This window comes from Paraburkholderia sp. CNPSo 3076, from assembly GCF_026343935.1.
Classification (GTDB): Bacteria; Pseudomonadota; Gammaproteobacteria; order Burkholderiales; family Burkholderiaceae; genus Paraburkholderia; species Paraburkholderia nodosa.
This window is the reverse complement of the sequence record NZ_JAPMAL010000025.1, coordinates 84,393-109,127: the sequence shown is the minus strand read 5'-3', so window position 1 is coordinate 109,127 and position 24,735 is coordinate 84,393. Positions and strand designations below refer to the sequence as shown.

General features: G+C 63.6%; 25 protein-coding genes. 22 read left to right on the top strand and 3 right to left on the bottom strand.

Annotated elements, in window-relative coordinates; genetic code table 11:
• Window positions 1-19 precede the first annotated feature (19 nt).
• The 9 genes from M3A49_RS27355 to M3A49_RS27315 all read left to right on the top strand — a co-directional run bounded on the left by M3A49_RS27355 (window position 20) and on the right by M3A49_RS27315 (window position 8,411).
• Window positions 20-952 (top strand): sugar phosphate isomerase/epimerase family protein, encoded by a 933-nt coding sequence (locus M3A49_RS27355; RefSeq protein WP_266231821.1) that lies wholly within the window; start codon window positions 20-22, stop codon window positions 950-952.
• A gap of 12 nt (window positions 953-964) precedes the next feature.
• Window positions 965-1,987 carry a dihydroxyacetone kinase subunit DhaK gene (locus tag M3A49_RS27350; protein ID WP_266231820.1) on the top strand — a complete coding sequence of 341 codons (1,023 nt, stop codon included), beginning with the start codon at window positions 965-967 and terminating at the stop codon, window positions 1,985-1,987.
• Complete coding sequence (dhaL, locus tag M3A49_RS27345) at window positions 1,984-2,637, top strand: dihydroxyacetone kinase subunit DhaL (protein ID WP_266231819.1); 654 nt, start codon at window positions 1,984-1,986, stop codon at window positions 2,635-2,637. The genes M3A49_RS27350 and dhaL overlap by 4 nt, the downstream gene beginning before the upstream one ends.
• 51 nt (window positions 2,638-2,688) lie before the next feature.
• Window positions 2,689-3,345, top strand: a complete 657-nt coding sequence (locus tag M3A49_RS27340) for a DUF2291 domain-containing protein (RefSeq protein WP_266231818.1) — start codon at window positions 2,689-2,691, stop codon at window positions 3,343-3,345.
• On the top strand, window positions 3,342-4,898 hold the full coding sequence (locus M3A49_RS27335; RefSeq protein ID WP_266231817.1) for a sugar ABC transporter ATP-binding protein: 1,557 nt from the start codon (window positions 3,342-3,344) through the stop codon (window positions 4,896-4,898). The genes M3A49_RS27340 and M3A49_RS27335 overlap by 4 nt, the downstream gene beginning before the upstream one ends.
• 27 nt (window positions 4,899-4,925) lie before the next feature.
• On the top strand, window positions 4,926-6,020 hold the full coding sequence (locus M3A49_RS27330) for an ABC transporter permease (RefSeq protein ID WP_266231816.1): 1,095 nt from the start codon (window positions 4,926-4,928) through the stop codon (window positions 6,018-6,020).
• Window positions 6,021-6,089: 69 nt separating this feature from the next.
• On the top strand, window positions 6,090-7,040 hold the full coding sequence (locus M3A49_RS27325; protein WP_266231815.1) for a D-ribose ABC transporter substrate-binding protein: 951 nt from the start codon (window positions 6,090-6,092) through the stop codon (window positions 7,038-7,040).
• A gap of 149 nt (window positions 7,041-7,189) precedes the next feature.
• Complete coding sequence (locus M3A49_RS27320) at window positions 7,190-7,912, top strand: triose-phosphate isomerase (RefSeq protein WP_416339020.1); 723 nt, start codon at window positions 7,190-7,192, stop codon at window positions 7,910-7,912.
• 43 nt (window positions 7,913-7,955) lie between these two features.
• On the top strand, window positions 7,956-8,411 hold the full coding sequence (locus M3A49_RS27315; protein ID WP_266231814.1) for an RpiB/LacA/LacB family sugar-phosphate isomerase: 456 nt from the start codon (window positions 7,956-7,958) through the stop codon (window positions 8,409-8,411).
• 30 nt (window positions 8,412-8,441) lie between these two features.
• Here M3A49_RS27315 and M3A49_RS27310 read toward each other — a convergent pair whose 3' ends face one another.
• Window positions 8,442-9,098: a methionine ABC transporter permease gene (locus tag M3A49_RS27310; protein WP_266231813.1), complete on the bottom strand. Its 657-nt coding sequence runs from the start codon at window positions 9,096-9,098 to the stop codon at window positions 8,442-8,444.
• A gap of 44 nt (window positions 9,099-9,142) precedes the next feature.
• Window positions 9,143-9,958 carry a MetQ/NlpA family ABC transporter substrate-binding protein gene (locus tag M3A49_RS27305; RefSeq protein ID WP_266231812.1) on the bottom strand — a complete coding sequence of 272 codons (816 nt, stop codon included), beginning with the start codon at window positions 9,956-9,958 and terminating at the stop codon, window positions 9,143-9,145.
• Between the two features lie 329 nt (window positions 9,959-10,287).
• Here M3A49_RS27305 and M3A49_RS27300 point away from each other — a divergent pair, with 329 nt between their 5' ends.
• Both M3A49_RS27300 and M3A49_RS27295 read left to right on the top strand, forming a co-directional pair.
• Window positions 10,288-11,016 (top strand): basic amino acid ABC transporter substrate-binding protein, encoded by a 729-nt coding sequence (locus M3A49_RS27300; RefSeq protein ID WP_254357620.1) that lies wholly within the window; start codon window positions 10,288-10,290, stop codon window positions 11,014-11,016.
• A 62-nt stretch (window positions 11,017-11,078) separates the two neighbouring features.
• Complete coding sequence (locus M3A49_RS27295; RefSeq protein WP_028207065.1) at window positions 11,079-11,861, top strand: amino acid ABC transporter permease; 783 nt, start codon at window positions 11,079-11,081, stop codon at window positions 11,859-11,861.
• 79 nt (window positions 11,862-11,940) lie between these two features.
• Here the strand turns inward: M3A49_RS27295 and speB are convergent, their stop codons facing one another.
• Window positions 11,941-12,894, bottom strand: coding sequence for an agmatinase (gene speB, locus M3A49_RS27290; protein WP_254357608.1), 954 nt, complete (start codon window positions 12,892-12,894; stop codon window positions 11,941-11,943).
• A gap of 326 nt (window positions 12,895-13,220) precedes the next feature.
• Between speB and M3A49_RS27285 the strand changes: the two genes are divergently transcribed.
• From M3A49_RS27285 to M3A49_RS27235, 11 genes are all read left to right on the top strand, one after another.
• Window positions 13,221-14,915 (top strand): 5-guanidino-2-oxopentanoate decarboxylase, encoded by a 1,695-nt coding sequence (locus M3A49_RS27285; protein WP_266231811.1) that lies wholly within the window; start codon window positions 13,221-13,223, stop codon window positions 14,913-14,915.
• Entirely contained in the window at window positions 14,912-16,417 is a 1,506-nt protein-coding gene (locus M3A49_RS27280) for an aldehyde dehydrogenase family protein (protein WP_266231810.1), read from the top strand. Before M3A49_RS27285 ends, M3A49_RS27280 begins: the two co-directional genes overlap by 4 nt.
• A 146-nt stretch (window positions 16,418-16,563) precedes the next feature.
• Window positions 16,564-17,661, top strand: a complete 1,098-nt coding sequence (locus tag M3A49_RS27275; RefSeq protein WP_254357605.1) for an ABC transporter substrate-binding protein — start codon at window positions 16,564-16,566, stop codon at window positions 17,659-17,661.
• 5 nt (window positions 17,662-17,666) lie between these two features.
• Complete coding sequence (locus M3A49_RS27270) at window positions 17,667-18,593, top strand: ABC transporter permease (protein ID WP_266231809.1); 927 nt, start codon at window positions 17,667-17,669, stop codon at window positions 18,591-18,593.
• Entirely contained in the window at window positions 18,590-19,432 is an 843-nt protein-coding gene (locus tag M3A49_RS27265) for an ABC transporter permease (protein ID WP_266231808.1), read from the top strand. The genes M3A49_RS27270 and M3A49_RS27265 overlap by 4 nt, the downstream gene beginning before the upstream one ends.
• A 42-nt stretch (window positions 19,433-19,474) precedes the next feature.
• Window positions 19,475-20,548: an ABC transporter ATP-binding protein gene (locus M3A49_RS27260; protein WP_266231807.1), complete on the top strand. Its 1,074-nt coding sequence runs from the start codon at window positions 19,475-19,477 to the stop codon at window positions 20,546-20,548.
• A gap of 87 nt (window positions 20,549-20,635) precedes the next feature.
• Window positions 20,636-21,430, top strand: a complete 795-nt coding sequence (locus M3A49_RS27255) for a transporter substrate-binding domain-containing protein (RefSeq protein ID WP_375541833.1) — start codon at window positions 20,636-20,638, stop codon at window positions 21,428-21,430.
• Window positions 21,431-21,472: 42 nt separating this feature from the next.
• Window positions 21,473-22,231: an amino acid ABC transporter permease gene (locus tag M3A49_RS27250; RefSeq protein WP_266231806.1), complete on the top strand. Its 759-nt coding sequence runs from the start codon at window positions 21,473-21,475 to the stop codon at window positions 22,229-22,231.
• Window positions 22,231-22,887, top strand: a complete 657-nt coding sequence (locus tag M3A49_RS27245; protein WP_266231805.1) for an amino acid ABC transporter permease — start codon at window positions 22,231-22,233, stop codon at window positions 22,885-22,887. The genes M3A49_RS27250 and M3A49_RS27245 overlap by 1 nt, the downstream gene beginning before the upstream one ends.
• Before the next feature lie 39 nt (window positions 22,888-22,926).
• The gene (locus tag M3A49_RS27240; RefSeq protein ID WP_028207075.1) at window positions 22,927-23,652 is read left to right on the top strand and encodes an amino acid ABC transporter ATP-binding protein; all 726 of its coding nucleotides are present in this window, start codon (window positions 22,927-22,929) and stop codon (window positions 23,650-23,652) included.
• A 32-nt stretch (window positions 23,653-23,684) separates the two neighbouring features.
• The gene (locus tag M3A49_RS27235; protein ID WP_266231804.1) at window positions 23,685-24,581 is read left to right on the top strand and encodes a LysR substrate-binding domain-containing protein; all 897 of its coding nucleotides are present in this window, start codon (window positions 23,685-23,687) and stop codon (window positions 24,579-24,581) included.
• Window positions 24,582-24,735: the final 154 nt, after the last annotated feature.

Sequence of the window (24,735 nt, the reverse complement as noted above, 5' to 3'; positions counted from 1 at the left end):
CATACGACACGAGACGAACATGGCATTCACGCTTGCACTCAACACGAATCCGCTGGTGAACCGCTTTGCCGAGCCGGGCGACCTGATCGATGCCATCGCGCACGATATGAAGATCCGTGACGTGCAGTTGACACACGAGTTCATCAACCCGTCGTGGCCGGCAGCAACGACGCGCAGGCTGACGCGCGAGATGCGCGCGGCGATGACGCGCACCGGCGTGCGCATCACGTCCGGCATGACGGGGCCTTACGGGCGGCTGAACCACTTCGGTCATCCGGACGCCGAGGTGCGCCGCTACTACGTCGACTGGTTCAAGACCTTCGCGGATATCACCGCCGACCTGGGCGGCGATTCCATTGGCACGCAGTTTGCCATCTTCACCTACAAGGACTTCGACGACCGGGGGCGCCGCGATGCGCTGATCCAGACCGCGATCGATTGCTGGGCCGAAGTCGCCGGGCATGCGAAGGCGGCGGGGCTGAAATACGTGTTCTGGGAACCCATGTCGATCGGCCGCGAGTTCGGCGAGACCATTGCCGCGTGCATGGCGCTGCAGGACAAGCTGAGTGCCGCGAACATGGCGATCCCCATGTGGATGATGGCCGATATCGACCACGGCGACGTCACCAGCCCCAATCCCGACGACTTCGACCCGTATGCGTGGGCGCGCGCCGTGCCGCGGGTGTCGCCGATCATTCACATCAAGCAGTCGCAGATAGACAAGGGCGGTCATCGTCCTTTCACCGCCGAGTTCAACGCGCGTGGCCGCATTCAGCCCGAGCCGCTGATCAAGGCGCTGCACGAAGGCGGCGGACGCGACAACGAGATTTGCCTCGAACTGTCGTTCAAGGAGCGCGAGCCGACCGACCGGCAAGTCGTCGAGCAGATCGCCGAATCCGTGGCGTTCTGGGCGCCGCATTTCGATTCCGGCGTTGCCGATCTGAATATCTGAGGAGATCCGACGATGCACGGCACGAGGACACAGAAACTGATCAACGACGGCGACGCCGCCGTCGACGAGATGCTGGAAGGCATCATGGCCGCCCACGGCGATCTGCTCACGCGCAACGACAGCGCGCCGCGCGCGATCGTCGCGCGCAACGGGCCGCGTGCCGGCAAGGTGGCGCTCGTGATTGGCGGCGGGTCGGGCCATGAGCCGACGTTTCTGGGCTTCGTCGGCAAGGGGCTGGCCGACGCGGCGGTGATCGGCAACGTCTTCGCGTCGCCGCCGCCGCAACCGGCCGTGGATGCCGCACTCGCCGCGCATGGCGGCGCGGGCGTGCTGTTCATGTACGGCAACTATGCCGGCGACGTGATGAACTTCGACATGGCCACCGAGATGCTCGAACTCGAGGGCGTCGAGGCGCGCACGGTACTGACGACCGACGACATCGCCTCGGCGCCACGCGAGAAGCGCGCAACGCGGCGCGGCGTGGCGGGCAACGTGTTCATCTTCAAGGCGGCGGGCGCCGCCGCCGATCTGATGATGCCGCTCGACGAGGTGGAGCGTGTGGCGCGTCATGCCAACGCGCGCACCTACACGCTGGGGGTGGCGCTCGCGCCGTGCTCGCTGCCGCAAACTCGACGTCCGAACTTCGAGATCGCGCCCGGTGAAATGGAAATCGGCATGGGCATTCACGGCGAGCCAGGCATGCGCCGCGAGACGCTGCGCACGGCCGACGCCATCATCGACGAAATCATGGATGCGATCCTCGCCGAGATGGGCGCCGCCAAAGGCGATCGCGTTGCCGTACTCGTGAATTCGCTCGGCTCCACGCCGCTCATGGAGCTGTACATCCTCAACCGCCGCGTTGCGCAGCGCCTGCGGGAAGCGGGGCTCGTGGTGCATCGCACGCTGGTCGGGCCGCTTTGCACGTCGCTCGAAATGGCGGGCGCGTCGATCACTGTGATGCACCTGGACGACGAACTTCAGCGCCTCATCGATCACCCGTGCGAATGCGCGATGTTTCAGCAGAGGGCCGCATGATGCCCGCGCTGACGACCGCCGATATGGCACGCCTGTTCCGCGAGCTCGCGGGCGCCATCGCGAAGGCGCGCGACGAGCTTTGCCGGCTCGATGGCGCGATCGGCGACGCGGATCACGGTATCGCGATGGAGCAGGGCTTGACTGCCGCCTCGAAAGCGATCGAGACGCTGCCGGCGGAAGCGACCCTCGCGGATCAGTTGAATGCGGCGGCCAAGGGCTTCCTGAACGCGGTTGGCGCTTCGTCGGGACCGCTTTATGCCACTGCATTCATGCGCGCGGCCAAGGTTGCCGGTGCACGCCAGGAACTCCCGCTGAACGAGGCGCCGGGCCTGATCGTCGCGATGGCCGAAGGCATCCGCTCGCGCGGACGGGCCGAAGTCGGCGAAAAGACCATGGTGGATGCCTGGGCGCCCGCTGCGGCGGCGATCGAACACGGCATGGAGGAAGGCTTGCCGGTGCGCGAGATCATGACGCGCGCGGGCGAGGCGGCAACGGCGGGCGCCGAGTCCACGATCGCGATGGTCGCGACCAGGGGTCGGTCGTCGCGTCTCGGTGAACGCAGCATCGGACACATGGATCCGGGTGCGGCGTCGGCCGCGATGGTGGTCAATGTGATCGTAGAAAACTGGAGGAGACATGGCACGGATTGAACGGGCAGACGACCGGCAAAGCCGTCGTAGCGACGCAAGGGGGGTGAGCCAATGAGCACCATTGCTCCATCGAAGAAGGGGCATTCCGGGCACAAGACTCGCCTCGTGATCGAAGTGGTGTTGCTGGTGATGTTGCTGGTTGCGATGGCGATGAGCACGAGGGTCGTGAAGATCGGCTCCGACGCGGACTCGCAGACCAAAGAATTCGAACCGGCTGCCTACGGCACGAAGCAATTCCCGAAAACTCAGGCAGCCATCGAAAAGTGTGCGGTCGATGCCGCCACGCTGGCCGCTGCCATCGCCAAGGATCAGGACGCGGCGGGCAAGCAATACGGTGTGGCTGGCGGCGGCGTGGGTCCCGAGATGGCGGTGAAGTTCACCGGCGTGGCGGGCAAGGAAGACGCGGGCGTGTACGAAGTGAAGGTGCCCGGTCTGCCTGATTCGCTTGTCGTGCGCGTGCAAACGGGGCCGGCGATCAACGGCACGGATCTGCGCGACGCCACCGGCAACATCAGCTTCGGGCAGTTCACCAACCAGATCGACTATCAGAACGCCGGCTACGCGATCAATTCTGAAATGAAGAAAGCGGTCCTGTCGAAAATCGATACGACCAGACTGACCGGCAAGAGCGTCTCGGTCGTCGGCGTGTTCCAGCTGATCAATCCGAACGGCTGGCTCGTCACTCCTGCGAAGCTGGACGTCAAATGAGCACCGCGACCCCAATCACGACACCGGCCGCAACGAAGGACGGCGTCCTCCTGTCCGCGCGCAACATCGTCAAGTCATACGGCGGCGTGCATGCCCTGAAGGGCGTGAACTTCGAGATCCATCGCGGCAAGGTCACGACGCTGTTTGGCGAGAACGGCGCAGGCAAGTCGACCTTGATGAAGATTCTTTCCGGCGTGGAAAAGCCCACGTCGGGTGAGATTGAACTCGACGGCGAACGGGTCGCCTTCGCCTCGTCGAGCGATGCGCGCGATCACGGCATCTCGATCATTCACCAGGAGTTGAGCCTCGCGCCCAATCTGAGCGTGCGCGACAACATCTTCATGGGCCGGGAGCTGCGCACGCCGACCGGCGTGGACTTCGCCGAGGAGGCGCGCCAGACGCAGGCACTGATGGTCGACCTCGAAGAAGAGATCGACCCGATGACGCTGGTCCACGACCTGCGCCTGGGCCAGCAGCAGGTGGTCGAGATCGCACGTGCGCTCTCGGTCGATTCGCGCATCCTCATCATGGATGAGCCGACTTCCGCGCTGAGCGCCTCCGAGGTCGAGGTGCTCTTCAAGGTGATTCGCGACTTGACGAGCCGCGGCGTTTCGATCGTGTACATCTCGCATCATCTCGAAGAGGCGTTGCAGGTCACGGACTACGCCGTGGTCCTGCGCGACGGCAGGATCGCCGCCACGGCGCAGAGGAAGGACATCGACCTCGGCTGGATCGTGCGCAACATGGTCGGCGAGAACTTCGATCTCGGCTCGCCGCCGACGGGTTACGCGTTCGGCGACGTCGCGCTCGACATCGACGACATCAGCGTTGCCGACGAATCGGGCACGGGCACCTCGGTGGTCGATCATCTGTCGCTCAAGGTGCGCGCGGGCGAGATCGTCTGCATCTACGGTTTGATGGGCGCGGGCCGCACGGAACTGCTCGAAGCGGTGGCCGGCCGCACGCACCTTCCCGTCACGGGCGGCAAGGTGCTGCTCGAAGACGAGGACATGGCGTCGCTGAGCATTGGCGAGCGCATCGCGAAGGGCCTCGTGCTGGTGCCGGAGGACCGGCAGCGCGATGGGCTCGTACCGACCATGAGCGTGGGCTCGAACCTGTCGCTCGCGAGCATCCGCTCCTTTGTGAAGGGGTTCTTGATGTCGCCTGGCGCCGAGCGCGAACTCGTGAGCGAATCGATCCGCAACGTGCACGTCAAGACCTCGGGAGCGGGTGCATCGATCCGCTCGCTCTCCGGGGGCAATCAGCAAAAGGTGGTGATCGGCAAGATGCTGGCAACCGGGCCGAAAGTCATCCTGCTCGACGAACCCAGCCGCGGCATCGACATCGGCGCGAAAGCGGAGGTGTTTCGCCTGCTCGCGGAGAACGCGAAGCAAGGTCTGGCCGTCGTCTATTCGACTTCGGAAGTCGGGGAGTGCCTGAGCGTCGCGCATCGCATCATCGTCATGCGGCGCGGCAAGATATCGGCCGAATTCGGACCGGATGCCAACAAGGACGACATCATGGCCGCCTCGGGCGAAGCCGTTGTTGTCTGATCGTAGCAATGCCAGGAGACATTCAACATGAACCATGCCGCCAAAACACCGAGATCCAGTCGCTTCGGCGGAGAAGGGCTTGATTTTGGCAAGATCCTGCTCGAAGGACGTGCGTTTTTCGCGCTGATCGCCATTGTCATTATCTTTTCCTTTCTGTCACCCAATTATTTCGCACTAGAAAACTTCCTGACAATGGCCTCACACGTGGCCATTTACGGGATCCTTGCGATCGGCATGCTGCTCGTGATCATCAACGGGGGGATCGACCTCTCGGTTGGCTCCACGCTCGGACTCTCCGGTGTCGTCGCGGGATTCTTCATGCAGGGCGTGACGCTGAACATGCTCGGCGTCGTGCTGTACCCGCCGGTGTGGGTGGTGGTCGTGCTGTGCTGCGCGCTCGGCGCTTTCATCGGCCTCGTCAACGGGATTCTGATCGCGCGTTTTCGCGTGCCGGCGTTCGTCGCCACGCTCGGCGTCATGTATGTCGTGCGCGGCTTCGCCCTGCTGATGACCAACGGTCTCACCTATAACAACCTGGGCGGACAGGCCGATCTGGGCAATACCGGCTTCGACTGGCTTGGCTTCGACCGGCTGTTCAACGTGCCGGTGGGCGTGCTGATCCTGGTGGTGATCGCGGTTCTCTGCAGCATCGTGCTCAATCGCTCGGCATTCGGCCGCTGGCTCTATGCCTCGGGCGGCAATGCTCGCGCGGCGGAACTCTCCGGCGTGCCGGTAAAACACGTGCAGATCAGCGTGTACATGCTCTCGGGCATCTGCGCGGCGATCGCCGGCCTGATTCTCTCCTCGCAGCTCACCTCCGCCGGTCCCACGGCGGGCACGAGCTACGAACTGACAGCCATCGCGGCCGTGGTGATCGGAGGCGCGTCGCTGATGGGCGGCACCGGCAATATCCGCGGCACGCTGCTCGGCGCATTCGTGATCGGCTTTCTGTCCGACGGTCTCGTGATCATCGGCATCTCGTCTTACTGGCAAACCGTATTCACCGGTGCGGTCATTGTCCTCGCGGTGTTGCTGAACGCCATTCAATATCGCCGCCGCGTCAAGAGTCCCGCGTCGACCGGTGGACAACTGGCTTCTTCGCAAGGCGGCGGCAAGGCATGAGCCGTACGACCGGTAAGCGAGAAGTGAATTGAAGCTTTACACCATCATCAACCTTGGAGGAGACAACTCATGACCTTGAAGACAAAGACCACGATCCTTGCGGCCATCGCCCTGGCCGCACCCTTGTTCGCCGGACAGGCTCAAGCCGCCGGCCTCATCACCATCATCGTCAACGATCCTGCGAACCCGTACTGGCTTGCCGAAGGCAACATCGCCTCTGCCGAAGCCAAAAAGCTCGGCTACACCGCCAACGTTTCCGCATCGAAAGGCGACACGAATACCGAGAGTCAGCAGATCGACACCGCCATCACCAACAAGTCGGTCGCGATCATTCTCGACCCGGCCAACGCGAGCGGCTCCGTTGGCGCCGTGAAGAAGGCGATCGCCGCGAAGATTCCGGTGTTCCTCGTCAACGCGGAAATCAATCAGCCGGGCCTCGCCAAGGCGCAGCTGGTTTCGAACAACGCTCAAGGCGCGGCTCTGGGCGCCCAGCAATGGATCAAGGACGTCGGCTCGAAGGGCAATTACGTCGAATTGCTCGGCGCGCCGTCCGACAACAACGCCGCGACGCGCTCGAACGGCTACAAATCGGTGCTGAGCCAGTATCCGGATCTGAAGATGGTGGGCTCGCAAGTGGCCAACTGGGACCGCACGCAAGGTTTCAACGCCACGCAGAGCCTGATGCAGGCGCATCCGGACGTGATCGGTGTCATTAGCGGCAACGACGAAATGGCGCTCGGCGCGATCGCCGCGCTCAAGCAGGCCGGCAAGCTCAAGAGCGTGAAGGTCGGCGGCTTCGACGGTTCGCCCGCAGCGGTCGATGCGGTCAAGGCCGGCGAGTTGCAGTACACGGTGCTGCAACCGGTCGCCGAGTTTTCCGCCAAGGCGGTGCAGGAGGCAGATCAGTTCCTGAAAACCGGCAAGACGGGCGCATCGAGCGAGAAGCAGCTGTTCGACTGCGTGCTCATCACCAAAGCGAATGCGTCGAAGTACACCGCGCCGTTCGTGCTGTCGAAGTGAGTTGACTGACGTATTGATCAGTGCGCCGGACTGGCGGGTCGAGCCACTCCCGCTGGTTCCGGCGCGACATGCGCTGCTAAACGTGAGCGCAGATGCGCAACAAGGTAACCATGACTGATTCCCTCTTTTGGGTCGGCACGAGCTGGAAGATGAACAAGACGCTGGCGGAAGCGATCGCTTTTGCCGAGCGCATGCTTGCCAGCCCCGACGACCCGCGAATTCAGTGCTTCGTGATTCCGCCTTTCACCGCGATTCGGGAAGTCAAATCCATTCTTGCGGAGACCGGCATCAAGGTCGGCGCGCAAAACATGCACTGGGCCGAGCACGGCGCCTGGACCGGTGAAATTGCGCCGCCGATGCTGGTCGATTGCGGAATGGAGCTCGTCGAACTGGGCCATTCCGAACGGCGCGAGCATTTCGGCGAGACCGACGACACTGTTGGCCTCAAGGTCGAGGCCGCCGTGCGCCATGGGCTGACGCCGTTGGTCTGTATCGGCGAGACGCTCGCCGACAAGCAAAGCGGCCGGGCCGCAGACGTGCTGGCTGCCGAGGTCCGTGGCGCACTGGCAAGACTCAGCCCGGAACAGCGCGCAGCGCCGATTCTCCTCGCGTACGAGCCGGTGTGGGCCATTGGCGAACACGGCGTTCCCGCCAGCCCCGATTACGCCGACGCGCGACAGGCGGAAATCAGTCAGGTCGCGCAGGCGATTCTCGGCCGCCGCATACCGTGCCTGTACGGCGGCTCGGTCAACCCGGACAACTGCGCCGAACTCACCGCCTGCCCGAATATCGACGGGCTCTTCATCGGCCGTTCGGCGTGGAATGTGAGCGGGTATCTGGACATATTGAAGCGCGTCGGGGCGGTGCTCTGACCTCGATGCGGGCTTGCAAATCCTCATTCTCAAGGAGATCGTCATGAAAGTGGCCATTGGAGGCGACAGCGCAGGAGTCGGTTTGGCCCGGGTGCTGGCCGACTATCTGAAAGATCGTTACGATGTTTTCGAAGTGTCGAGCAACGAAGCGAATCCGAACGAGTTTTACGCCAATCTCTCGGACCGCGTGGCATCCGGCGTGATCAGCGGCGCATATGACCGCGCGATTCTCGTATGTGGCACCGGCATCGGTGTCAGTATTTCGGCGAACAAGGTGCCGGGCATTCGCGCCGCGCTGTGCCACGACACCTACTCCGCGGAACGCGCGGCGCTCTCGAACAATGCGCAGATCATCACAATGGGTTCGCGCGTAATCGGGCCGGAGGTGGCCAAGGCCATTGCCGACGCTTTTCTCGACAATACGTTCGACGAAAACGGGCGTAGCGCAGGCAACGTCGCGGCGATCAACGAAGTGGATTCGAAATATCACCACCGGTAACTCAAGGATATTCTGCGCGACTGGGCGTCGTCAGTGCTTGCGATCGACCCGGCGAGCGAAATATTCGCCGATCAGCTGAATCACCGATACGAGCGCGACCAGGATGAAGATCACGACGATCATCACCCGGGTTTCGTAGCGTTCGTAGCCATAGCGTATCGCCATGTCGCCAAGGCCGCCGCCGCCGACGGCGCCGGCCATTGCCGACATGTCGATCATCGCGATTGCGGTTACCGTGACGCCGCCGAGAATGCCGGGCAGCGCCTCGGGCAACAGCACGTGGTGGACGATCTGGGAGCGTTTGCAGCCCATCGCGCGCGCGGCCTCGATGAGCCCAGGCTCTACGCCGCCGAGATTGACCTGGACGATGCGCGCAAAGAACGGAATCAGGTTCGCGCTCAACGGCACGACGGCGGCCCACGCGCCCAGTGTCGTCCCGACAATGAAGCGCGTGACGGGCAGCAGCGCGACCAGCAGGATGATGAAGGGGATCGCGCGGAACATGTTAATGGCGGTCGAGAGCGTCTTGTGCAGTAGCGGTCGCGGATAAAGCCCGCCCGGTGCGCTCACCGTGAGCACGATCGCGAGCAGCATGCCAGCGACGATCGCGATCAGCATGGACGCACCCACCATTAGGAGGGTCTGCAGCAGGGCCTGCACGTAGCGGTCAGCCAGGGTTGGCGACATAACCTTTCACCTCGAGATGGCAACATGCGCAGGCATGCGAAGTATCAGAATGCGGGAGTCACGGAGCCATTGAAGTGTGTCTGGATAAAGTGCCTGACTTCCTCTGACTGATACGCCTTGACGAGCTTCGGCACCCACGGCGCGTTGCGATCCTGCTCGCGCACCGCGATGATGTTCACGTAGGGGTTGTGCTCCTTGTGCTCGACCGCGATGCCGTCGCGCGTGGCGTAAAGTCCCGCCTCGGACGCCACGTTATTGACGATGGCTGCGGCATCGACGTCGGGCAGCGAGCGCGCCTGGACCAGCGGGTCGGCCTCGACAAAATTCAGCTTGCGTGGGTTGGAGCGCACGTCCTGTAGCGAAGCGGTGCCGGTGTAGGGATCGAAGCCGTCGCGCAACGTGATGAGCTTGTGATCGCGCAGGATCACGAGGGCCCGGGTCTGGTTGCTCGGGTCCGCAGGAATGCTGACCGTTGCGCCGGCAGGGAGCGCCTCGAGCGACTTGTACTTCTTCGAGTAGAAGCCGATGGGCGAAATATACGTGTCGCCAACCGCCACGATCTTGTAGCCGCGCGACTTGACCTGATCGCGCAGATACGGAATGTGCTGGAAGGAATTGGCGTTCAGATCGCCGTTGTTCAGCGCCTCATTCGGGCTTGCGGTGCCGCTGATAACGATTGCCTCCACATCCAGCCCGTTCTTCTTCGCAACCTGCGTAACGACCTCCCAGATCTGCTCGTCTACGCCACCGGCCACGCCCACCTTGAGCGGCGCCGGCGCGCCGGCGGAAAACGCGGGTCCGCTGGCAAACGGGAGCACGAGCGCGATGGCGGCGAGAATGGGCAGGGTGCGTCGAATCATGAGGATGGCTCCGGGGTGAAAGGCTGGGTTGGCACGCCGGGCAATTATAGGAACGTAGATCTGCGTGGCACTACGAATGGATTGTCGAATGCTAATGACACGCGCCGGTCGATCTACGTCGGCGACGTATGCCATGTTCAGCGCAGCCCGCTCGGCAAAGATGCGCCGGATGGTCGCCAAAGTGCGGGCGGCGTCGCGGCGCGCGACCACGGTATGTAGACGAATTTTGGCTGGTAGGCTTTTTAGTGGATTGCTATATACTTTTCCAACTTTTCTTGTCTCGGGGCGACGACGCTGTGAAAAAATTCTTCCTCACCCTTGCCGCCTCGATGGCCGCCTGTGCTATCTGGTCTGTCGCCGCACACGCGGAAGACCGCGAACTGGTTGTGGCATCGAGCGCGACCTATACGCCGTTCGCGTTTGAAAACAAGGACAAGCAGATCGTAGGTTTTGACATCGACATCATCGATGCGATCGCCAGGCAGCAGCATATGAAACTGCGTATTGTGAACACGCCGTTCACCAGCATCTTCGCGTCGCTCAACAATGGCGACGTGGACCTGGTCATCTCCGGTGTCACGATCAACGATAAGCGTAAGCAGAGTTTTGACTTCTCGGCGCCGTATTTCGATGCGCGCCAGTTGATCGCGGTGCCGAAGAGCAGTTCGGTGAAGTCACTGAAGGACCTGGATGGCAAGAAGGTCTCCGTGGTGAGCGGTTCCACGGCTGACGATGTCATGAGCCGTGAGGTGGGCAAGACCAACCCGAATATCCGCCGTTTCGAGAGCACGCCGCTCATCATTTCCGAACTGGCTTCAGGTGGAGTAGATGCGGCAATTGGCGACAACGGTGTCATTGCGTACCGGGTATCGCAGAATCCTGGCCTCAAGACCGTGGAAGACGCGAATTTCCCCAAGGAATACTACGGAATCGTCGTCCGCAAGGGCGACAAGGCCCTGCTGGACAAGATTAACGCCGGGTTGGCTGCGATCCGCGCAGATGGCAGCTACAACGTGATCTACAAGAAGTGGTTCAACCAGGACTTCAAGCCGCAATAATGGCGTGATGCCCCGGCGCGCGCCGGGCCCGCCCGCGCTTCAGCCTTTTATTGAAAGCGAGCATGGAAGACAGCAATCCGGTCATGTGGTTCGGCTGGTTCCGCCCGGACATCCTGGTGGAGTACAGGCAACTGTTCTGGGAGGGGGCACTGGTCACCGTTGGCACGACGGTGGCCTGCGTGCTGATGGGCTGCGCCCTGGGCCTGTTGTTGGCACTGGCGCGGCTTGCCGACGCGAGGCATCAGCCATGGCGGACGGTGTGCAAATATGTGCTCCGTTGGCCGTCTACGGCCTATGTGAGTTTCTTTCGTGGTACGCCGCTGTTCGTGCAGATCTTGCTGATGCATTTCGCGGTGATGCCGGTGTTCATCCATCCTGTGCACGGGCTCCTGATTAGCGGCGATCTGGCTCGAACCTTGAAGCAGAATCACGGGGCGCTGATCTCGGGCGTGGCGGCGCTGACGCTGAACTCCAGCGCTTATATCTCCGAGGTGTTTCGCGCAGGCATCCAGTCGATTGCGATCGGCCAGAGGCAGGCGGGCCAGTCGCTCGGCATGACGCACGGACAGATGATGCGTTACGTTGTGATTCCCCAGGCCTTCCGGCGCATGCTGCCGCCACTGGGCAACAACGTGATTTCGCTGCTCAAGGACACGTCGTTGATCTCGGCAATCGGTCTCGGTGAGATGGCCTATGCTGCACGCACTGTGGCCGGTGCCTACGGTCGCTACTGGGAGCCTTACCTGGCGATTGCGGCAGCATACTGGCTGATGACATTGGCGCTGACAATGGGCCTGCGCAGGCTGGAGGATCACCTGGCGCGAACCGATCGCGTCGCACGGTAACGCACCCCGTTTTGATCGAGTAGCGCATCCGTCAGCTCGAGCAAAGCGGGGTCGCCGCCAAAGCTGGCAATATCCCGATTCACGCGCGGCGCTTCACACGCGGGAGCACGCACAGCGCTTCGTATGCGAGATTGGCGGCAAGCAGGGCGGTGGTGCCGAACGGATCGTACGGCGGCGCGACTTCCACCACATCGGCGCCCACGAGGTCGAGCCCCCATGCGCCACGAATGATTTCGAGGGCTTGCGGGACCGTCAATCCCGCGATCTCCGGCGTGCCGGTACCGGGCGCGTAAGCCGGGTCGATCCCGTCGATATCGAAACTCAAGTACACCGGTCCTCCGCCAACGCGCTCGCGCACCTCTGCCATCAACGGTTCGAGCGAGCGGTTCCAGCATTCCTCGGCTTGCACCACGCGAAAACCCTGTTCGCGGCACCAGTCGAAGTCTTCGGCGGCGTAGCCGGTGCCGCGCAGACCGATCTGCACCACACGCTGGCAGTCGAGCAGCCCTTCCTCGACCGCGCGGCGAAACGGCGTGCCGTGCGCGATCTTCTCGCCCATCATCGTGTCGTTGACGTCCGCGTGCGCGTCGACGTGAATCAGGCCGACCTTGCCGTGCTTGCGATGAATGGCACGCAGGATCGGCAGCGTGATCGTATGGTCGCCGCCGAGCGTGATCGGCGTTGCGCCGTGGCTCAGGATTGCGTCGTAGGCGGTCTCGATCCGCGCGATCGAATCGGGGAGGTTGTACGGATTGATCGCGACATCGCCGATATCCGCGACACGCAGCGAATCGAACGGTGCGGCGCGTGTCGCCATGTTGTACGGGCGCAGCAACACCGATTCGGTGCGAATCTGGCGCGGCCCGTAGCGCGCGCCGGTGCGATTCGATGTGCCCAGATCGAACGGCACGCCCACGAAACATGCATCGAGCCCCTCGGCATTCTGCACGTTGGGCAGCCGCATCATCGTCGCGATCCCGCCGCAGCGCGGCATCGCATTGCCGCCCAGGGGCTGGAAATATTCCATGTCCATAATTCGCTCCAGTTTCATTCGGTTAGACGCTTAAAAGCATTCGCTGAATGCATTTTCTGCGCAGCAGCAGGATACGAACAATCGAAATAATTTCATGCGACGCATGTCCCCCAGTCATGGGTCGGCGTAAACCCTTGCACGCCGTCGTGCGGATGTGGGTTTTCCTCAGGTCATGCAAGAAGCTCATGCACCTCATGAAAACATATCGATTGTCCGCGCCGCGTGGGGCCGCCGAGAATGGTTTGGACAACGACGCAGATGCGTGTGCATAGGCCAGCCGGGCCGGCATCTGCATCGGGCGGTACCAACCAGGAACGCGACCATCCATGAACTATCCGGAATTTACCGCCAGCTTCGAGGAAGCCGGCGCGCGGCCAATTCAATGGCCCCATACAACGGGCCTGACCTGCGCAGAGGCGCTCGTCACCCTGCTCGAAGCATACGGCGTCCAGTACGTTTTCGGCATCCCGGGCGTGCATACGGTCGAGCTTTATCGGGGTCTCGCCGCTTCGTCCCTTCGCCACGTCACGCCGCGCCATGAGCAGGGTGCGGGCTTCATGGCGGACGGCTATGCACGCGTGACCGGAAAACCGGGCGTGTGCTTCATCATCACCGGGCCGGGCATGACGAACATCGCGACCGCGATGGCGCAGGCCTATGCCGACTCCATTCCGATGCTGGTGATTTCGAGCGTGAATGCACGCCGCGAACTCGGCAACGGAGACGGGCGCCTGCACGAACTGCCGTCGCAGCGCGGCGTGTTCGCCGGGCTCACCGCGTTCTCGCACACGCTGCTCGATGCCGCGGAACTGCCCCAGGTGCTGGCCCGGGCATTTGCCGTTTTCGGCGGCGCGCGGCCGCGACCCGTGCACATCGAGATTCCGCTGGACGTGATCGTCGCGCCCGCTCGCGGCATGAACCTGATGCCAGCCGTGCTGCCAGCGAAGCCGGCAGGCTGCCCGGCCGCCCTCGCTGCGGCGGCAGACCTGCTCGCCTCGGCCCGACGGCCGCTGATTCTCGCAGGCGGTGGCGCGCTGCACGCCGCGGCCGAACTGCAGGAACTCGCCGAGCGCCTGCAGGCGCCGATCGCGCTGACGATCAACGCCAAGGGACTGCTGCCGCCGGGACACCCGCTGCTGCTCGGCTCGACGCAATCGCTGCCGCCAACGCGGGCGCTGGCCCGCGAAGCGGACGTCGTGCTCGCGGTCGGCACCGAGTTGGGCGAAACCGACTATGACGTGGTGTTCGACGGCGGCTTTTCGATCGAAGGCCGGTTAATCCGCATCGACATCGACGCGCAGCAACTGATGCGCAACTTCAGTCCCGATGTGGCTATCGCCGCCGATTCGCGGCAAGCGCTTGGCAGCCTGTCGACACGGCTGCATGAATGTATCACGGCGGCGCGTCAGCATGACTGGGGCGCGCAGCGGGTTGCGCTCGCGCGGCAGGCCGTGGAGGCCAGCTACGACGCGCCGACGCGCTCGCAGAAGCGCCTTGTCGATACGATTACCGCCGCGTTGCCACACGTCATCATTGCGGGCGACTCGACCAGCCCCGTGTATGCGGGCAACTTCGTGCACGACGCACCGCAACCGCGCTCATGGTTCAACTCGTCGACCGGCTACGGCACGCTGGGCTACGGGCTTCCCGCGGCGGTTGGCGCGAAGCTCGCCGCGCCTGATCGCCCCGTGGTTTGCCTGATCGGCGACGGCGGGCTGCAGTTCACGCTGCCGGAACTCGCCAGCGCCGTCGAAGCCCGGGTGCCCGTGGTGGTTCTCTTGTGGAACAACTTTGGCTATGGCGAGATACGGCGGTACATGACGGCGCGCGACATCGTGCCGGTCGGCGTCGATATCCATACGCCGGATTTTCTCGCGCTGGCGCGCGGGTTCGGCTGCGTGGGCGCTCGCGTGGATACGCCCGATGCGCTTGCCGCCGAGCTGCAGCAGGCCGTATCGCGCGATATCCCCACCGTGATCGAAGTGAACGAAGCCGACTGGTTTGCACGGGTGCCGTCATGAAGCAGCACGAAGGGTTCGAGCCTGGCGTCGCGCTGCGTACGCAGCTCTACATCGACGGCTTCTGGTGCGCGAGTGAGGGCGGGCAGCGTCTGCCGGTCGTCAACCCATCGACCGAGGAAACGATTGCCCAGGTCGAGGCCGGCAACGCCGCCGATGTCGATTGCGCGGTGCGTGCCGCCGCGCGGGCCTTCCGCAGCTGGAAAAAGACCACCGGCGCGCAGCGTGCCATCTTGCTCCGTGCGATCGCGAGCGGCGTGAGCGACCGGCGCGAGCGTCTTGCGGCGCTCCAGTCGCTCAACAACGGCAAACCGCTGGACGAAGCGCGAATCGACGTGAGCGACGTCATCGCGACGTTCGAGTACTACGCGGGCCTCGCCGAAGAACTCGACGCAATCGGCGAATCCGGGGTCGCGCTTCCCAGCGACGACTATCAGGCGACCGTCCGGCGCGAGCCGGCGGGCGTGGTCGCGCTGATCGTGCCGTGGAATTTCCCGATGGTCACCACGGCGTGGAAGCTCGCGCCCGCCCTTGCGGCCGGCTGCACGGTCATTCTCAAGCCCTCCGAAATAACGCCGCTGCCCGAACTGGAGCTTGCGGCGATCATCGCGGACGCCGGTGTGCCGGCAGGCGTGGTCAACGTCGTGACGGGCACGGGCACCGAAGTCGGGGCGCCGTTGGCGGCACACCCGCTCGTCGCGAAGGTTTCCTTTACCGGGAGCACGGCCGTTGGCGCGCAGGTCATGAAAGCCGCCGCGGACACGATCAAGGGCGTGAGTCTGGAGCTGGGCGGAAAGTCCTCCATCATCGTGTTCGCCGATGCCGATCTCGATCTCGCCACCGACCTCGTTGCGGGCGGCGCGTTCTTCAATGGTGGCCAGATGTGCTCGGCCACTTCGCGCGTGCTGGTCGAACGACCGATAGCGGAGGCACTTGCCGCGCGTCTCGCCGACCGCGCAACGCGCACGGTTGTTGGCGATCCATTCACACCCGGCGTCCAAATGGGGCCACTCACCAACCGCGCGCAGTACGACCGTGTGCAGCGTTATATCGCGCGCGGCAAGGCCGACGGCGCGCGCCTCGTGATCGAAGGCGAGGCGCCGGCCGGCCCCGGCTACTTCGTGAAGCCGACGATGTTCGTCGATATCCCGGCCGAAAGCCCGCTGTGGCGCGAGGAAATCTTTGGCCCCGTGCTGTGCCTGCGCAGCTTCGATACCGAGGACGAGGCCGTCGGCGCGGCCAACGATACCGAGTTCGGCCTGGTCGCCACGGTCGTCACGCGCGACGCCGGGCGGGGCAGGCGAGTGGCGGCCGAGCTGGAAGCGGGCGTCGTGTGGATCAACGCGCCGCAGGTCATCTTTCCTCAGACCTCATGGGGTGGCTACAAGCGCAGCAGCATCGGGCGCGAACTGGGTCCGTTCGGGCTCGCGGCCTTCCAGGAAGTCAAGCAGGTGCTCATGCCCGCCGGGGCCACCGGCGCTCCGGATTGCGTTCGCGGTGCATGAGCTTTTGTCATGGCGCGCATGCAGAGATTTCGTTTGTTGCGGGTTTTTGACGCACGTAGAGTCCATTCACGCAGCACGCTCGCGTGATTTTTGGTAATGGCAGCGCGCATTGGGCAGCGCCCATACGGTTCAATCAGGAGATGACCATGCAGGGGATCAAGCTGGGGAGAAGGCAGGCCATTCAGGCAATCGGCACGGCTCTGGCGGCATCGGCGTTGCCCATGCCGTTCATCAGTACTGCCAGGGCACAGGAGAAGAGCTACGCGGGCAAGACCCTGCGGCTGCTCACCTGGTCCGACGATACCGGCGCGGCGGCCTTGCGCAACATCGCCGCCACGTTCAGCCAGAAGACCGGCGCACAGGTCATCGCCGACCGCGCCGATGGTACCTCCGGCATGGTCGCGAAACTCAAGGCTGCCGGCGACCGGCCGACCTACGACGTGATCACGCTTGCCGGCGTCGGCGCCTCGGGTCTAGCCGATGCGGGCCTGCTGATGAAGCCGGACCTGAACAAGCTGCCGAACCTGAAAGACGTCGCGCCGCAATACCGCACGGGCGCCAACGGATTCGGCGTCGGCTACCTGCTGTGGTCGGACGGCCTCATCTACAACACGTCGACCGTGAAGACCGCACCCTCGACGTACGAAGCCCTTTGGGATCCGAAGTATGCGGGACGCCTGTTCCTGCCGCCGCCAGAGTGGGCGGAAGCGGTCGATCTGGCGATCATCGCGGCGAAGATGGCGGGCGGCTCGCAGCAGAATATCGATCCGGGCTTCAAGAAGCTCGCCCAGTTGAAGGACCGCGTGCTGACACTCGGCGAAAACCCGAACCAGGTCGCCGATCTGTTCCGCACCGGTTCGCTCGACATTGGCGGCATCTATGCACCGGCGTTCTTCCCGGAGCAGATCCGCAAGCCCGAGTACAAGATGGCCGTGACTTACGGCATGAAAGAGGGCTTCGCGACACAGCTGATGTTTACGGTGATTCCGAAGTCACATCCCGGCGATATCGATCTCATCCACGCTTTCATCAATCATTCGCTCGATGCCGGCGTGCAGGGCCGCATGGCCGCCGACGTGCTCAACGGTCCGGTGAACTCGCGCGCGGTCATTCCCGCCGAAAGCCGCGCCTTCGTGCCGTCGCCGCAGCAGATCGCCGAGAAGGCCGTGCTTCACGACGACAAGGCGCTCGCCGCGTTGCAGCCTGCGTGGATCAAGCGCTTTACCGAGATCTTTTCCGCTTGAGCGCCATGTCAGCCCTCTCTTCACGCCGCGCGGGAACGCCTGCGCCTGCCGGGGAATCGACGGCCCAGCACAGTACCGCAACGGCGCTGCCGCGCGTGCCGCCGTTGCTGCTGCTCGCACCGATCCTCGCGTTTCTCGCCGTGCTGATCGCGGCGGCGCTCGCCGTGCTGCGCATGAGCTTCGGCCTCCCAGGCAACGAGTGGCATGCCTTCACGCTGCAGAATTACGTCGATCTCGGGGACGCCTACTTCCTGCGCTCGCTCTGGCTGACCTTGCGGCTTGCCTTCCAGAGCATGATCGTTGCCGTCGTGCTGGCGATTCCCGTGGCACTCGCGATGGCGCGTACGCAGTCGCGCACCGCGCGGCGCCTCCTGCTGGCCGGCGTGCTGCTGCCGCTGCTGGTCAACCTGCTGCTGCAGGGCTACGGATGGCTCGTGATGCTGGGGCCGGCGGGCCTCGTCAATCACGTGCTCATGGCCACCGGCCTGATCGGGCGCCCGGTGTTGTGGCTGTATCGCGAGAACGGCGTGCTGCTCGGACTGATTCAAACGGCTTTTCCGCTCGCCGTGCTTCCCATATCGAGCGCGATGCGCGCGGTGTCGCGCTCGTACGAAGAGGCGGCGGCTACCCTCGGCGCCAGCCGCTGGCAGACGCTGCGCCACGTGATGCTGCCGCTGGCGATGCCTGGCATCGTCTCGGGCGCGTTGCTCGTGTTCGCCTATAACGCGAGCGCGTTCGCGGTGCCGTTGCTGCTGGGCGGACGCCGCGTTCCGATGCTCGCCGTGCTGGTGCACGATCAGGTCGCGCCGTTGCTGAACTGGCCCGCCGCGTCCGCCTCGGGTGTCGTTCTGATGGCCGCGACGCTTGCGGTGATGGTCATCTCGCAGCGGCTCGTGCGCAACCTGCAACGCCACGCGGAGTCCCGCTCATGAATGCCTTGCGCATCCCCCTGACGATGCCCGGCCGCCTCAGCCGCGTGACCGGATGGTTTGCGACGATCGTGCTCTTTCTCGCGGCGCTGCCGATTCTGACGATGATCACGATGTCGTTCGGCAATTCCGACACGCTCGAATTTCCGCCGCAGAGCTTCGGCTTGCACTGGTACCGGGCTGCATGGCACACCTTCGTGTCGCCCGATGCGAGCGACGTGCTGTCCATGGGCACTGCGCTCACGACGAGCCTCATCGTGGCGGTTTCAACGATGTTCATCGCCACCGCCGTATCCGTGCCCGCGGCCTACGCACTCTCGCGCTACCGCTTTCGCGGCAAGGCGGTGATCGAGCAACTGGTCGCGCTGCCGCTCGTCTATCCGCTCGTGATGCTGGGGCTTTCGCTGCTGCTCGTCTTCAATGTTCTGCCGGTGGAACTGGGCGTGGGGCGGCTCGTCATTGCGCACGTGATCCTGGCGCTGCCGTTCACGGTGAAGAACTGCGCGGCATCGGTTGCGTCGATCGGGCCGGAATTCGAGGAAGCCGCCTGCGTGATGGGCGCGAGTCCGCGGCGTGCGCTCGTTGACGTCGTACTGCCGCTCATGCGCCCCGGCATTCTCGCCGGCATGCTGTTCGCGTTCATCATTTCGTTTAACGAATTCACGGTGACGTTCTTCCTCTATGGCATCAACACGATGACGCTGCCTGTCTGGCTCTACAGCCGCACCGTTTCGTCGCTCGACCCAACCGTGTTTTCGTTCGCGGTCTTCATCGTGCTGATCGACTTTGCCTTGATCTGGCTGCTCGAAAAGCTCGTCGGCGACGAAGGCGTGGCGCTCTGATCGCCGCCTCTCACGCGATCCCCGGGGCACAAAGGAACTCTCATGACCCATCTGTCTTTGCAGGCCATCACCAAGCGCTTTCAGAACGCGTTCGCGGTCGACCACGTCGATCTCAACGTTCCGGACGGCAAGCTGGTGTGTTTTCTCGGGCCATCCGGCTGCGGCAAGACAACCCTGCTACGTATCATCGCGGGCCTGGAGACGCCGACTTCCGGATCGGTGATGTTCGCGGGCCGCGACCTCACGCATGTGCCGGCCAACCGGCGCGACTTCGGCATGGTGTTTCAGTCGCTCGCGTTGTTTCCGCATATGACCGTTGCCGGCAATGTCGCCTATCCGCTGCGCTTGCGCGGTGTCGACAAGAGCGCACAAGCGAAGCGCGTGGCGGAACTGCTCGAACTGATCCAGCTTCCGCACATGGCGAACCGGCCCGTTACGCAGCTTTCCGGCGGCCAACGCCAGCGCGTGGCGATTGCGCGTGCAATTGCCTCGTCGCCGAAACTGTTGCTGCTTGACGAGCCCCTCTCGGCGCTGGACGCGAAGCTGCGTGAAGCGATGCAGGTCGAGATTCGCCTGCTGCAACAGCGGCTTGGCATCACGACGATCATGGTCACGCATGACCAGCGCGAAGCGATGACGATGGCCGACGAGATCGTCGTGATGCAGAGAGGGCGTATCGCCCAGGTCGGCAGGCCGCTCGACATTTACCGGGACCCCGTGAACGAATTCGTGGCGGACTTCATCGGCCTCGGCAACATCTTGCCCGTGACGCTCGAAGCCGACACTGGCATCGCGCTGCCGGGCGGCCAGCGGATCGCCGTCAATGCCGCCATGCGCACGCCGGAGCGCTCGGGCGACATCCGCCTGCTGATTCGCCCGGAAGACGTGTGTGTGCGGCCCATGAGTGCGAATCGCGGTCCGAACGTCGTTGCCGGCAAGGTGACGTTTGTCCGTGACGTGGGCGCGCAGATCGAAGCGACGATCGATTGCGACGGCTTCACGCTCACCGCCGCCACCACGCCCCGCGAGACGCCGGACCTCGAAGTGGGGCGGCCAGTGCTCGCCGAGATGCCGGCCCACGCGTGCAGGCTGATTCCGGCGCACACCGGGCATTGAAACCCCGCAATGAACCTTTTTACCCCCAAGAGAAGCCGTTGGAAGGAGATACCCGTCATGAACACCACTCACGTCACCACGAGCCCCATGCAGCGCCTGGCGGCTCGCACCATCGCAGCCTTCGCGCTTGCCGGCACGGCTGCCCTCAGCGCGTTCGCACCGCTCGCACATGCGGACGCCCTCGACACGATTGCGAAATCGGGCGTCGTGCGTGTCGGCGTATTCGAGGACTATCCGCCATTTGGGTCGATCGGGCCTGACATGAAGCCACAGGGCTACGACATCGACGTGGCCAATCTGATCGGGAAGGCCCTGAACGCGAAGGTCGAACTCGTGCAGGTGACGGGCGACAACCGCATGGCCTATCTGGCGGATCACAAGGCGGACATGCTGCTCTCGGTTGGCCAGACGCCTGAGCGCGCGAAGGTAATCGACTTCTCGCAACCGTATGCGCCGTACTATCTCGCGGTGTTCGGACCGAAATCGCTGGCGGTGAAGAATGCGGGCGATCTGGCTGGCAAGACGGTCGCCGTCGCGCGCGGCACGCTCGAAGATCTGAGTGTGTCCAAGGTGGCGCCGCCCTCCGCGGTCATCAAGCGCTTCGACGATCCGAACGGGGCGATTTCCGCATTCCTGTCCGGTCAGGCTCAACTGCTCGTGGTTGGCAACGATGTTGGCGCGACCATCATGGCCCGTCATCCGGCCAACGATCCGGAGCAGAAGTTCTCGTTGTTCAGCTCTCCAGATCACGTGGGCCTGAACAAGAACGAGCCGCGCCTGAAGCAGAAGGTCGACGACGCCATCGCGGCCGCAAAGAAGGACGGCTCGATGAACGCCATCTCGCTCAAGTGGCTGCGTGCTCCGCTGCCGGCTAGTCTCTGACGCGCTCCGGCTTCCGCTTACCTAACGACAGACGGCGCAGCGATGACCTACACATTCGACTTTAGTGACTTCGGTCTTTACGCGGGCATGCTGGCGCGCGGCGTGGAAGTGACGCTAGGCCTGACGGCGGTCTCGACCGTGCTGGGCGGCTTGCTCGGCATTGCCGGCGCGAGCCTTGCCGTCGCGGGCCCGAAGTGGGTGCGCGCGCTGGTTGCGTCCTACGTCGAGCTGATCCGCAATACGCCTTTTCTCGTGCAGCTCTTTTTCGTGTTTTTCGGGCTGCCGGGTCTGGGCGTGCAGATCGACGAGATGCAGGCGGCGGTATTGGCGATGACCGTCAATCTGGGAGCGTACGCGACCGAAATCGTGCGCGCCGGCATCGACTCGATCCCTCGCGGCCAGCGCCAGGCGGCAATGGCGCTCGGCTTGCAGGGGCGGCAGGTTTTCCGCCACGTCGTGCTGCCCCAGGCGCTCGCCAACGTCTTCCCTGCGCTGCTGGGCCAGGTGCTGATCGTCATGCTCGGCTCGGCCGTCGTCTCGCAGATCTCCGTGCCCGACCTGACGTACGCAGCCAATTTCATCCAGTCGCGCAACTTCCGCTCGTTCGAGAGCTACGTGATCGTCACGGTGATCTATCTCCTGCTGTCGATCGTGCTGCGGCTGCTCATCAACCGGCTTGGCAAAGGCCTCTTCGCCGGGCGCACGGCGCGCGGCGCCGGCGCCTCGCGCGCCCCCCTGCGTGCGTGGCTTTCCGGTCGCGCCCGCATGGCTGCATCCAGCCTTTCGAAGGAGCGTTCGTAATGGTCGAGTTCACTCTCTGGGATATCGCGCGCAATCTGCTGCTCGCCGCGCGCTGGACCGTTCTGCTCTCGCTTTGCGCATTCGTTGGAGGCGGCATCGCGGGTCTCGTGCTGCTGGCGATGCGCGTGTCGCCGTTGGCGTGGCTGCGCCGCATCGCCGTGCTGTACGTCGAGCTGTTTCAAGGCACGCCACTGCTGATGCAGCTCTTTCTCGCGTTCTTCGGGCTGCCGCTCGTGGGAATCGAAGTTTCGCCGTGGCTGGCCGCAACGGTGACGCTGACCCTCTACACGAGCGCCTACCTGGCCGACATCTGGCGCGGGTGCGTCGAAGCCGTGCCGCGAGGGCAGTGGAGCGCCGCGGCCAGTCTCGGCATGACATGGCCTCAGCAGCTGCGTTACGTCGTCTGGCCGCAGGCATGGAAGATCGCCGTGCCGCCCACGGTCGGCTTTCTCGTCCAGGTGGTGAAGAGTACGGCGCTCACGTCGATCATCGGCCTGACCGAGCTGACCAAGACCGGAGCCATGATCACGAACGCCGTGTTTCGTCCGTTCCCGATCTACGCAATGGTCGCACTGCTGTACTTCGCGATGTGCTTTCCGCTCACGTGGTATGCGCGCGTGCTCGAAGGCCGCTACCAGCGTGCCCGGCACCGCTGAACGCATGAACTTCAACGCTCTTCAGAAGCAGGTTTCCACATGATTACCATTAGCAACGTATCGAAGTGGTACGGTCAGTTCCAGGTGCTCACCGACTGCACGACGGAAGTGAAAAAAGGCGAAGTCGTCGTGGTATGCGGCCCGTCGGGCTCGGGAAAATCGACGCTGATCAAGACGGTCAATGGCCTCGAACCGTTTCAGAACGGCGAGATCAGGATCAACGGCGAGTCGGTTGGCGACAGGAAGACCAATCTGTCGAAGCTGCGCTCGAAAGTGGGCATGGTTTTTCAGCATTTCGAACTATTCCCGCATATGTCGATTACCGAAAATCTCACGCTCGCACAGGTGAAGGTGCTTGGCCGGCGCAAGGACGAGGCCGCCCAAAAGGCCTTGGGGCTGCTGCAACGCGTGGGCTTGCGCGCTCATGCGGACAAGTTTCCCGGCCAGCTCTCCGGCGGTCAGCAGCAGCGTGTCGCGATCGCCCGGGCGTTGTCGATGGACCCGATCGCGATGCTGTTCGACGAACCAACCTCGGCACTCGATCCGGAGATGATCAACGAGGTGCTGGACGTCATGGTCGAACTCGCTCAGGAAGGCATGACGATGATGTGCGTCACGCATGAGATGGGCTTCGCGAAGAAGGTGGCGAATCGCGTGATCTTCATGGACCAGGGGTGTATCGTCGAAGACGATCTCAAGGAGGCGTTCTTTGCACAGCCGAAGTCAAGCCGAGCCAAGGACTTCCTTTCAAAGATCCTTCACTAGCCCGCTTCCATCAAACCGGATACGCGAATTCCATGCGACGCCTTCCTCCACTCAACGCGCTGCAGGTATTCGAAGTGGTTGCCCGCCACCGCAGCTTCACCTGTGCTGCGGAACATCTGTGTCTCACGCAAGGAGCGGTGAGCCGGCAGGTCCTCGCGCTGGAGGACTACTACAAGTTTCCGCTTTTTATCAGAGGAAAGAAGGGCCTCACCCTGACGACCGAAGGCGAGATGTTGCTGCCCGTCGTGAAGGAGGGTCTCGCGCGCATCGAGGAGATGTCGCTGCGCTTGACGCGGCAGCGCACGGATCTCGCCATGAAGGTGCCGACCTGCATCATGCGCTGGATGTTGCCGAGAATCATGCGGTTTCAGGGCGAACACCCCGACTTGCTGGTGCAGATCACGGCAACCTGGCAGCATGACGTCGACTTCCAGGCCGAGCCGTTCGACGCCGCGATCATCTACGGTTCGTCCCCAGGGGCCGGTGTTCACGCGGTGCCGCTGTTCGACGAGCAGATTACGCCGGTCTGCGCGCCGGAACTGCTGAACAGCAAGCCGCTCGCACAGTTCGACGATCTCTCGCAATTCACGCTGCTGCACCCGACGCGAGACCATCGCGACTGGAGACAATGGCTCGATCAGGTCGGCGCGACCCAGGTGGACGCGAACATGGGGCCGAGTTTCGAAACTCTCGATCTGGCGACGAACGCGGCCATGCAAGGCTTCGGCATTGCGATCGGCGACCGGACGCTGGTCGATGACGACCTCGTGGCCAAGCGGCTTGTCATGCCGTTCGACAAGGTGATCGAAACGGGCGCGCGCTATTACTTTGTCTATCCCGAGTGCGTGGCGCATCAGCCGAAGGTGAAGCTCTTCAGCGAGTGGATGGCACTGAATCACCAACCACAACCGGCGATCGCGCCCGTATAAGAACCGCCTGGCGAGCGGCGCGATGCACTTTTTAGTACCGACCCCGTATCGCCCTCACTTCGGGCTCGATCGTTGCTGCCCCAACCACGGGTGTGCCAGGCGATCGAACGCGCGCACAGGGGCGGGCAACAATCGGCTCATACGTTACAGATGG

What these genes read in the sequence shown, in the direction of transcription:
- M3A49_RS27260 (WP_266231807.1), top strand. Translation starts at nt 19,475, where the DNA reads ATGACCCATCTGTCTTTGCAGGCCATCACCAAGCGCTTTCAGAACGCG.
- M3A49_RS27270 (WP_266231809.1), top strand. Translation starts at nt 17,667, where the DNA reads ATGTCAGCCCTCTCTTCACGCCGCGCGGGAACGCCTGCGCCTGCCGGG.
- M3A49_RS27335 (WP_266231817.1), top strand. Translation starts at nt 3,342, where the DNA reads ATGAGCACCGCGACCCCAATCACGACACCGGCCGCAACGAAGGACGGC.
- M3A49_RS27265 (WP_266231808.1), top strand. Translation starts at nt 18,590, where the DNA reads ATGAATGCCTTGCGCATCCCCCTGACGATGCCCGGCCGCCTCAGCCGC.
- M3A49_RS27340 (WP_266231818.1), top strand. Translation starts at nt 2,689, where the DNA reads ATGAGCACCATTGCTCCATCGAAGAAGGGGCATTCCGGGCACAAGACT.
- M3A49_RS27320 (WP_416339020.1), top strand. Translation starts at nt 7,190, where the DNA reads ATGAACAAGACGCTGGCGGAAGCGATCGCTTTTGCCGAGCGCATGCTT.
- M3A49_RS27315 (WP_266231814.1), top strand. Translation starts at nt 7,956, where the DNA reads ATGAAAGTGGCCATTGGAGGCGACAGCGCAGGAGTCGGTTTGGCCCGG.
- M3A49_RS27305 (WP_266231812.1), bottom strand. Translation starts at nt 9,958, where the DNA reads ATGATTCGACGCACCCTGCCCATTCTCGCCGCCATCGCGCTCGTGCTC.
- M3A49_RS27310 (WP_266231813.1), bottom strand. Translation starts at nt 9,098, where the DNA reads ATGTCGCCAACCCTGGCTGACCGCTACGTGCAGGCCCTGCTGCAGACC.
- M3A49_RS27355 (WP_266231821.1), top strand. Translation starts at nt 20, where the DNA reads ATGGCATTCACGCTTGCACTCAACACGAATCCGCTGGTGAACCGCTTT.
- M3A49_RS27325 (WP_266231815.1), top strand. Translation starts at nt 6,090, where the DNA reads ATGACCTTGAAGACAAAGACCACGATCCTTGCGGCCATCGCCCTGGCC.
- M3A49_RS27275 (WP_254357605.1), top strand. Translation starts at nt 16,564, where the DNA reads ATGCAGGGGATCAAGCTGGGGAGAAGGCAGGCCATTCAGGCAATCGGC.
- M3A49_RS27250 (WP_266231806.1), top strand. Translation starts at nt 21,473, where the DNA reads ATGACCTACACATTCGACTTTAGTGACTTCGGTCTTTACGCGGGCATG.
- M3A49_RS27285 (WP_266231811.1), top strand. Translation starts at nt 13,221, where the DNA reads ATGAACTATCCGGAATTTACCGCCAGCTTCGAGGAAGCCGGCGCGCGG.
- M3A49_RS27295 (WP_028207065.1), top strand. Translation starts at nt 11,079, where the DNA reads ATGGAAGACAGCAATCCGGTCATGTGGTTCGGCTGGTTCCGCCCGGAC.
- M3A49_RS27240 (WP_028207075.1), top strand. Translation starts at nt 22,927, where the DNA reads ATGATTACCATTAGCAACGTATCGAAGTGGTACGGTCAGTTCCAGGTG.
- speB (WP_254357608.1), bottom strand. Translation starts at nt 12,894, where the DNA reads ATGGACATGGAATATTTCCAGCCCCTGGGCGGCAATGCGATGCCGCGC.
- M3A49_RS27245 (WP_266231805.1), top strand. Translation starts at nt 22,231, where the DNA reads ATGGTCGAGTTCACTCTCTGGGATATCGCGCGCAATCTGCTGCTCGCC.
- M3A49_RS27300 (WP_254357620.1), top strand. Translation starts at nt 10,288, where the DNA reads ATGGCCGCCTGTGCTATCTGGTCTGTCGCCGCACACGCGGAAGACCGC.
- M3A49_RS27280 (WP_266231810.1), top strand. Translation starts at nt 14,912, where the DNA reads ATGAAGCAGCACGAAGGGTTCGAGCCTGGCGTCGCGCTGCGTACGCAG.
- M3A49_RS27330 (WP_266231816.1), top strand. Translation starts at nt 4,926, where the DNA reads ATGAACCATGCCGCCAAAACACCGAGATCCAGTCGCTTCGGCGGAGAA.
- dhaL (WP_266231819.1), top strand. Translation starts at nt 1,984, where the DNA reads ATGATGCCCGCGCTGACGACCGCCGATATGGCACGCCTGTTCCGCGAG.
- M3A49_RS27235 (WP_266231804.1), top strand. Translation starts at nt 23,685, where the DNA reads ATGCGACGCCTTCCTCCACTCAACGCGCTGCAGGTATTCGAAGTGGTT.
- M3A49_RS27255 (WP_375541833.1), top strand. Translation starts at nt 20,636, where the DNA reads ATGCAGCGCCTGGCGGCTCGCACCATCGCAGCCTTCGCGCTTGCCGGC.
- M3A49_RS27350 (WP_266231820.1), top strand. Translation starts at nt 965, where the DNA reads ATGCACGGCACGAGGACACAGAAACTGATCAACGACGGCGACGCCGCC.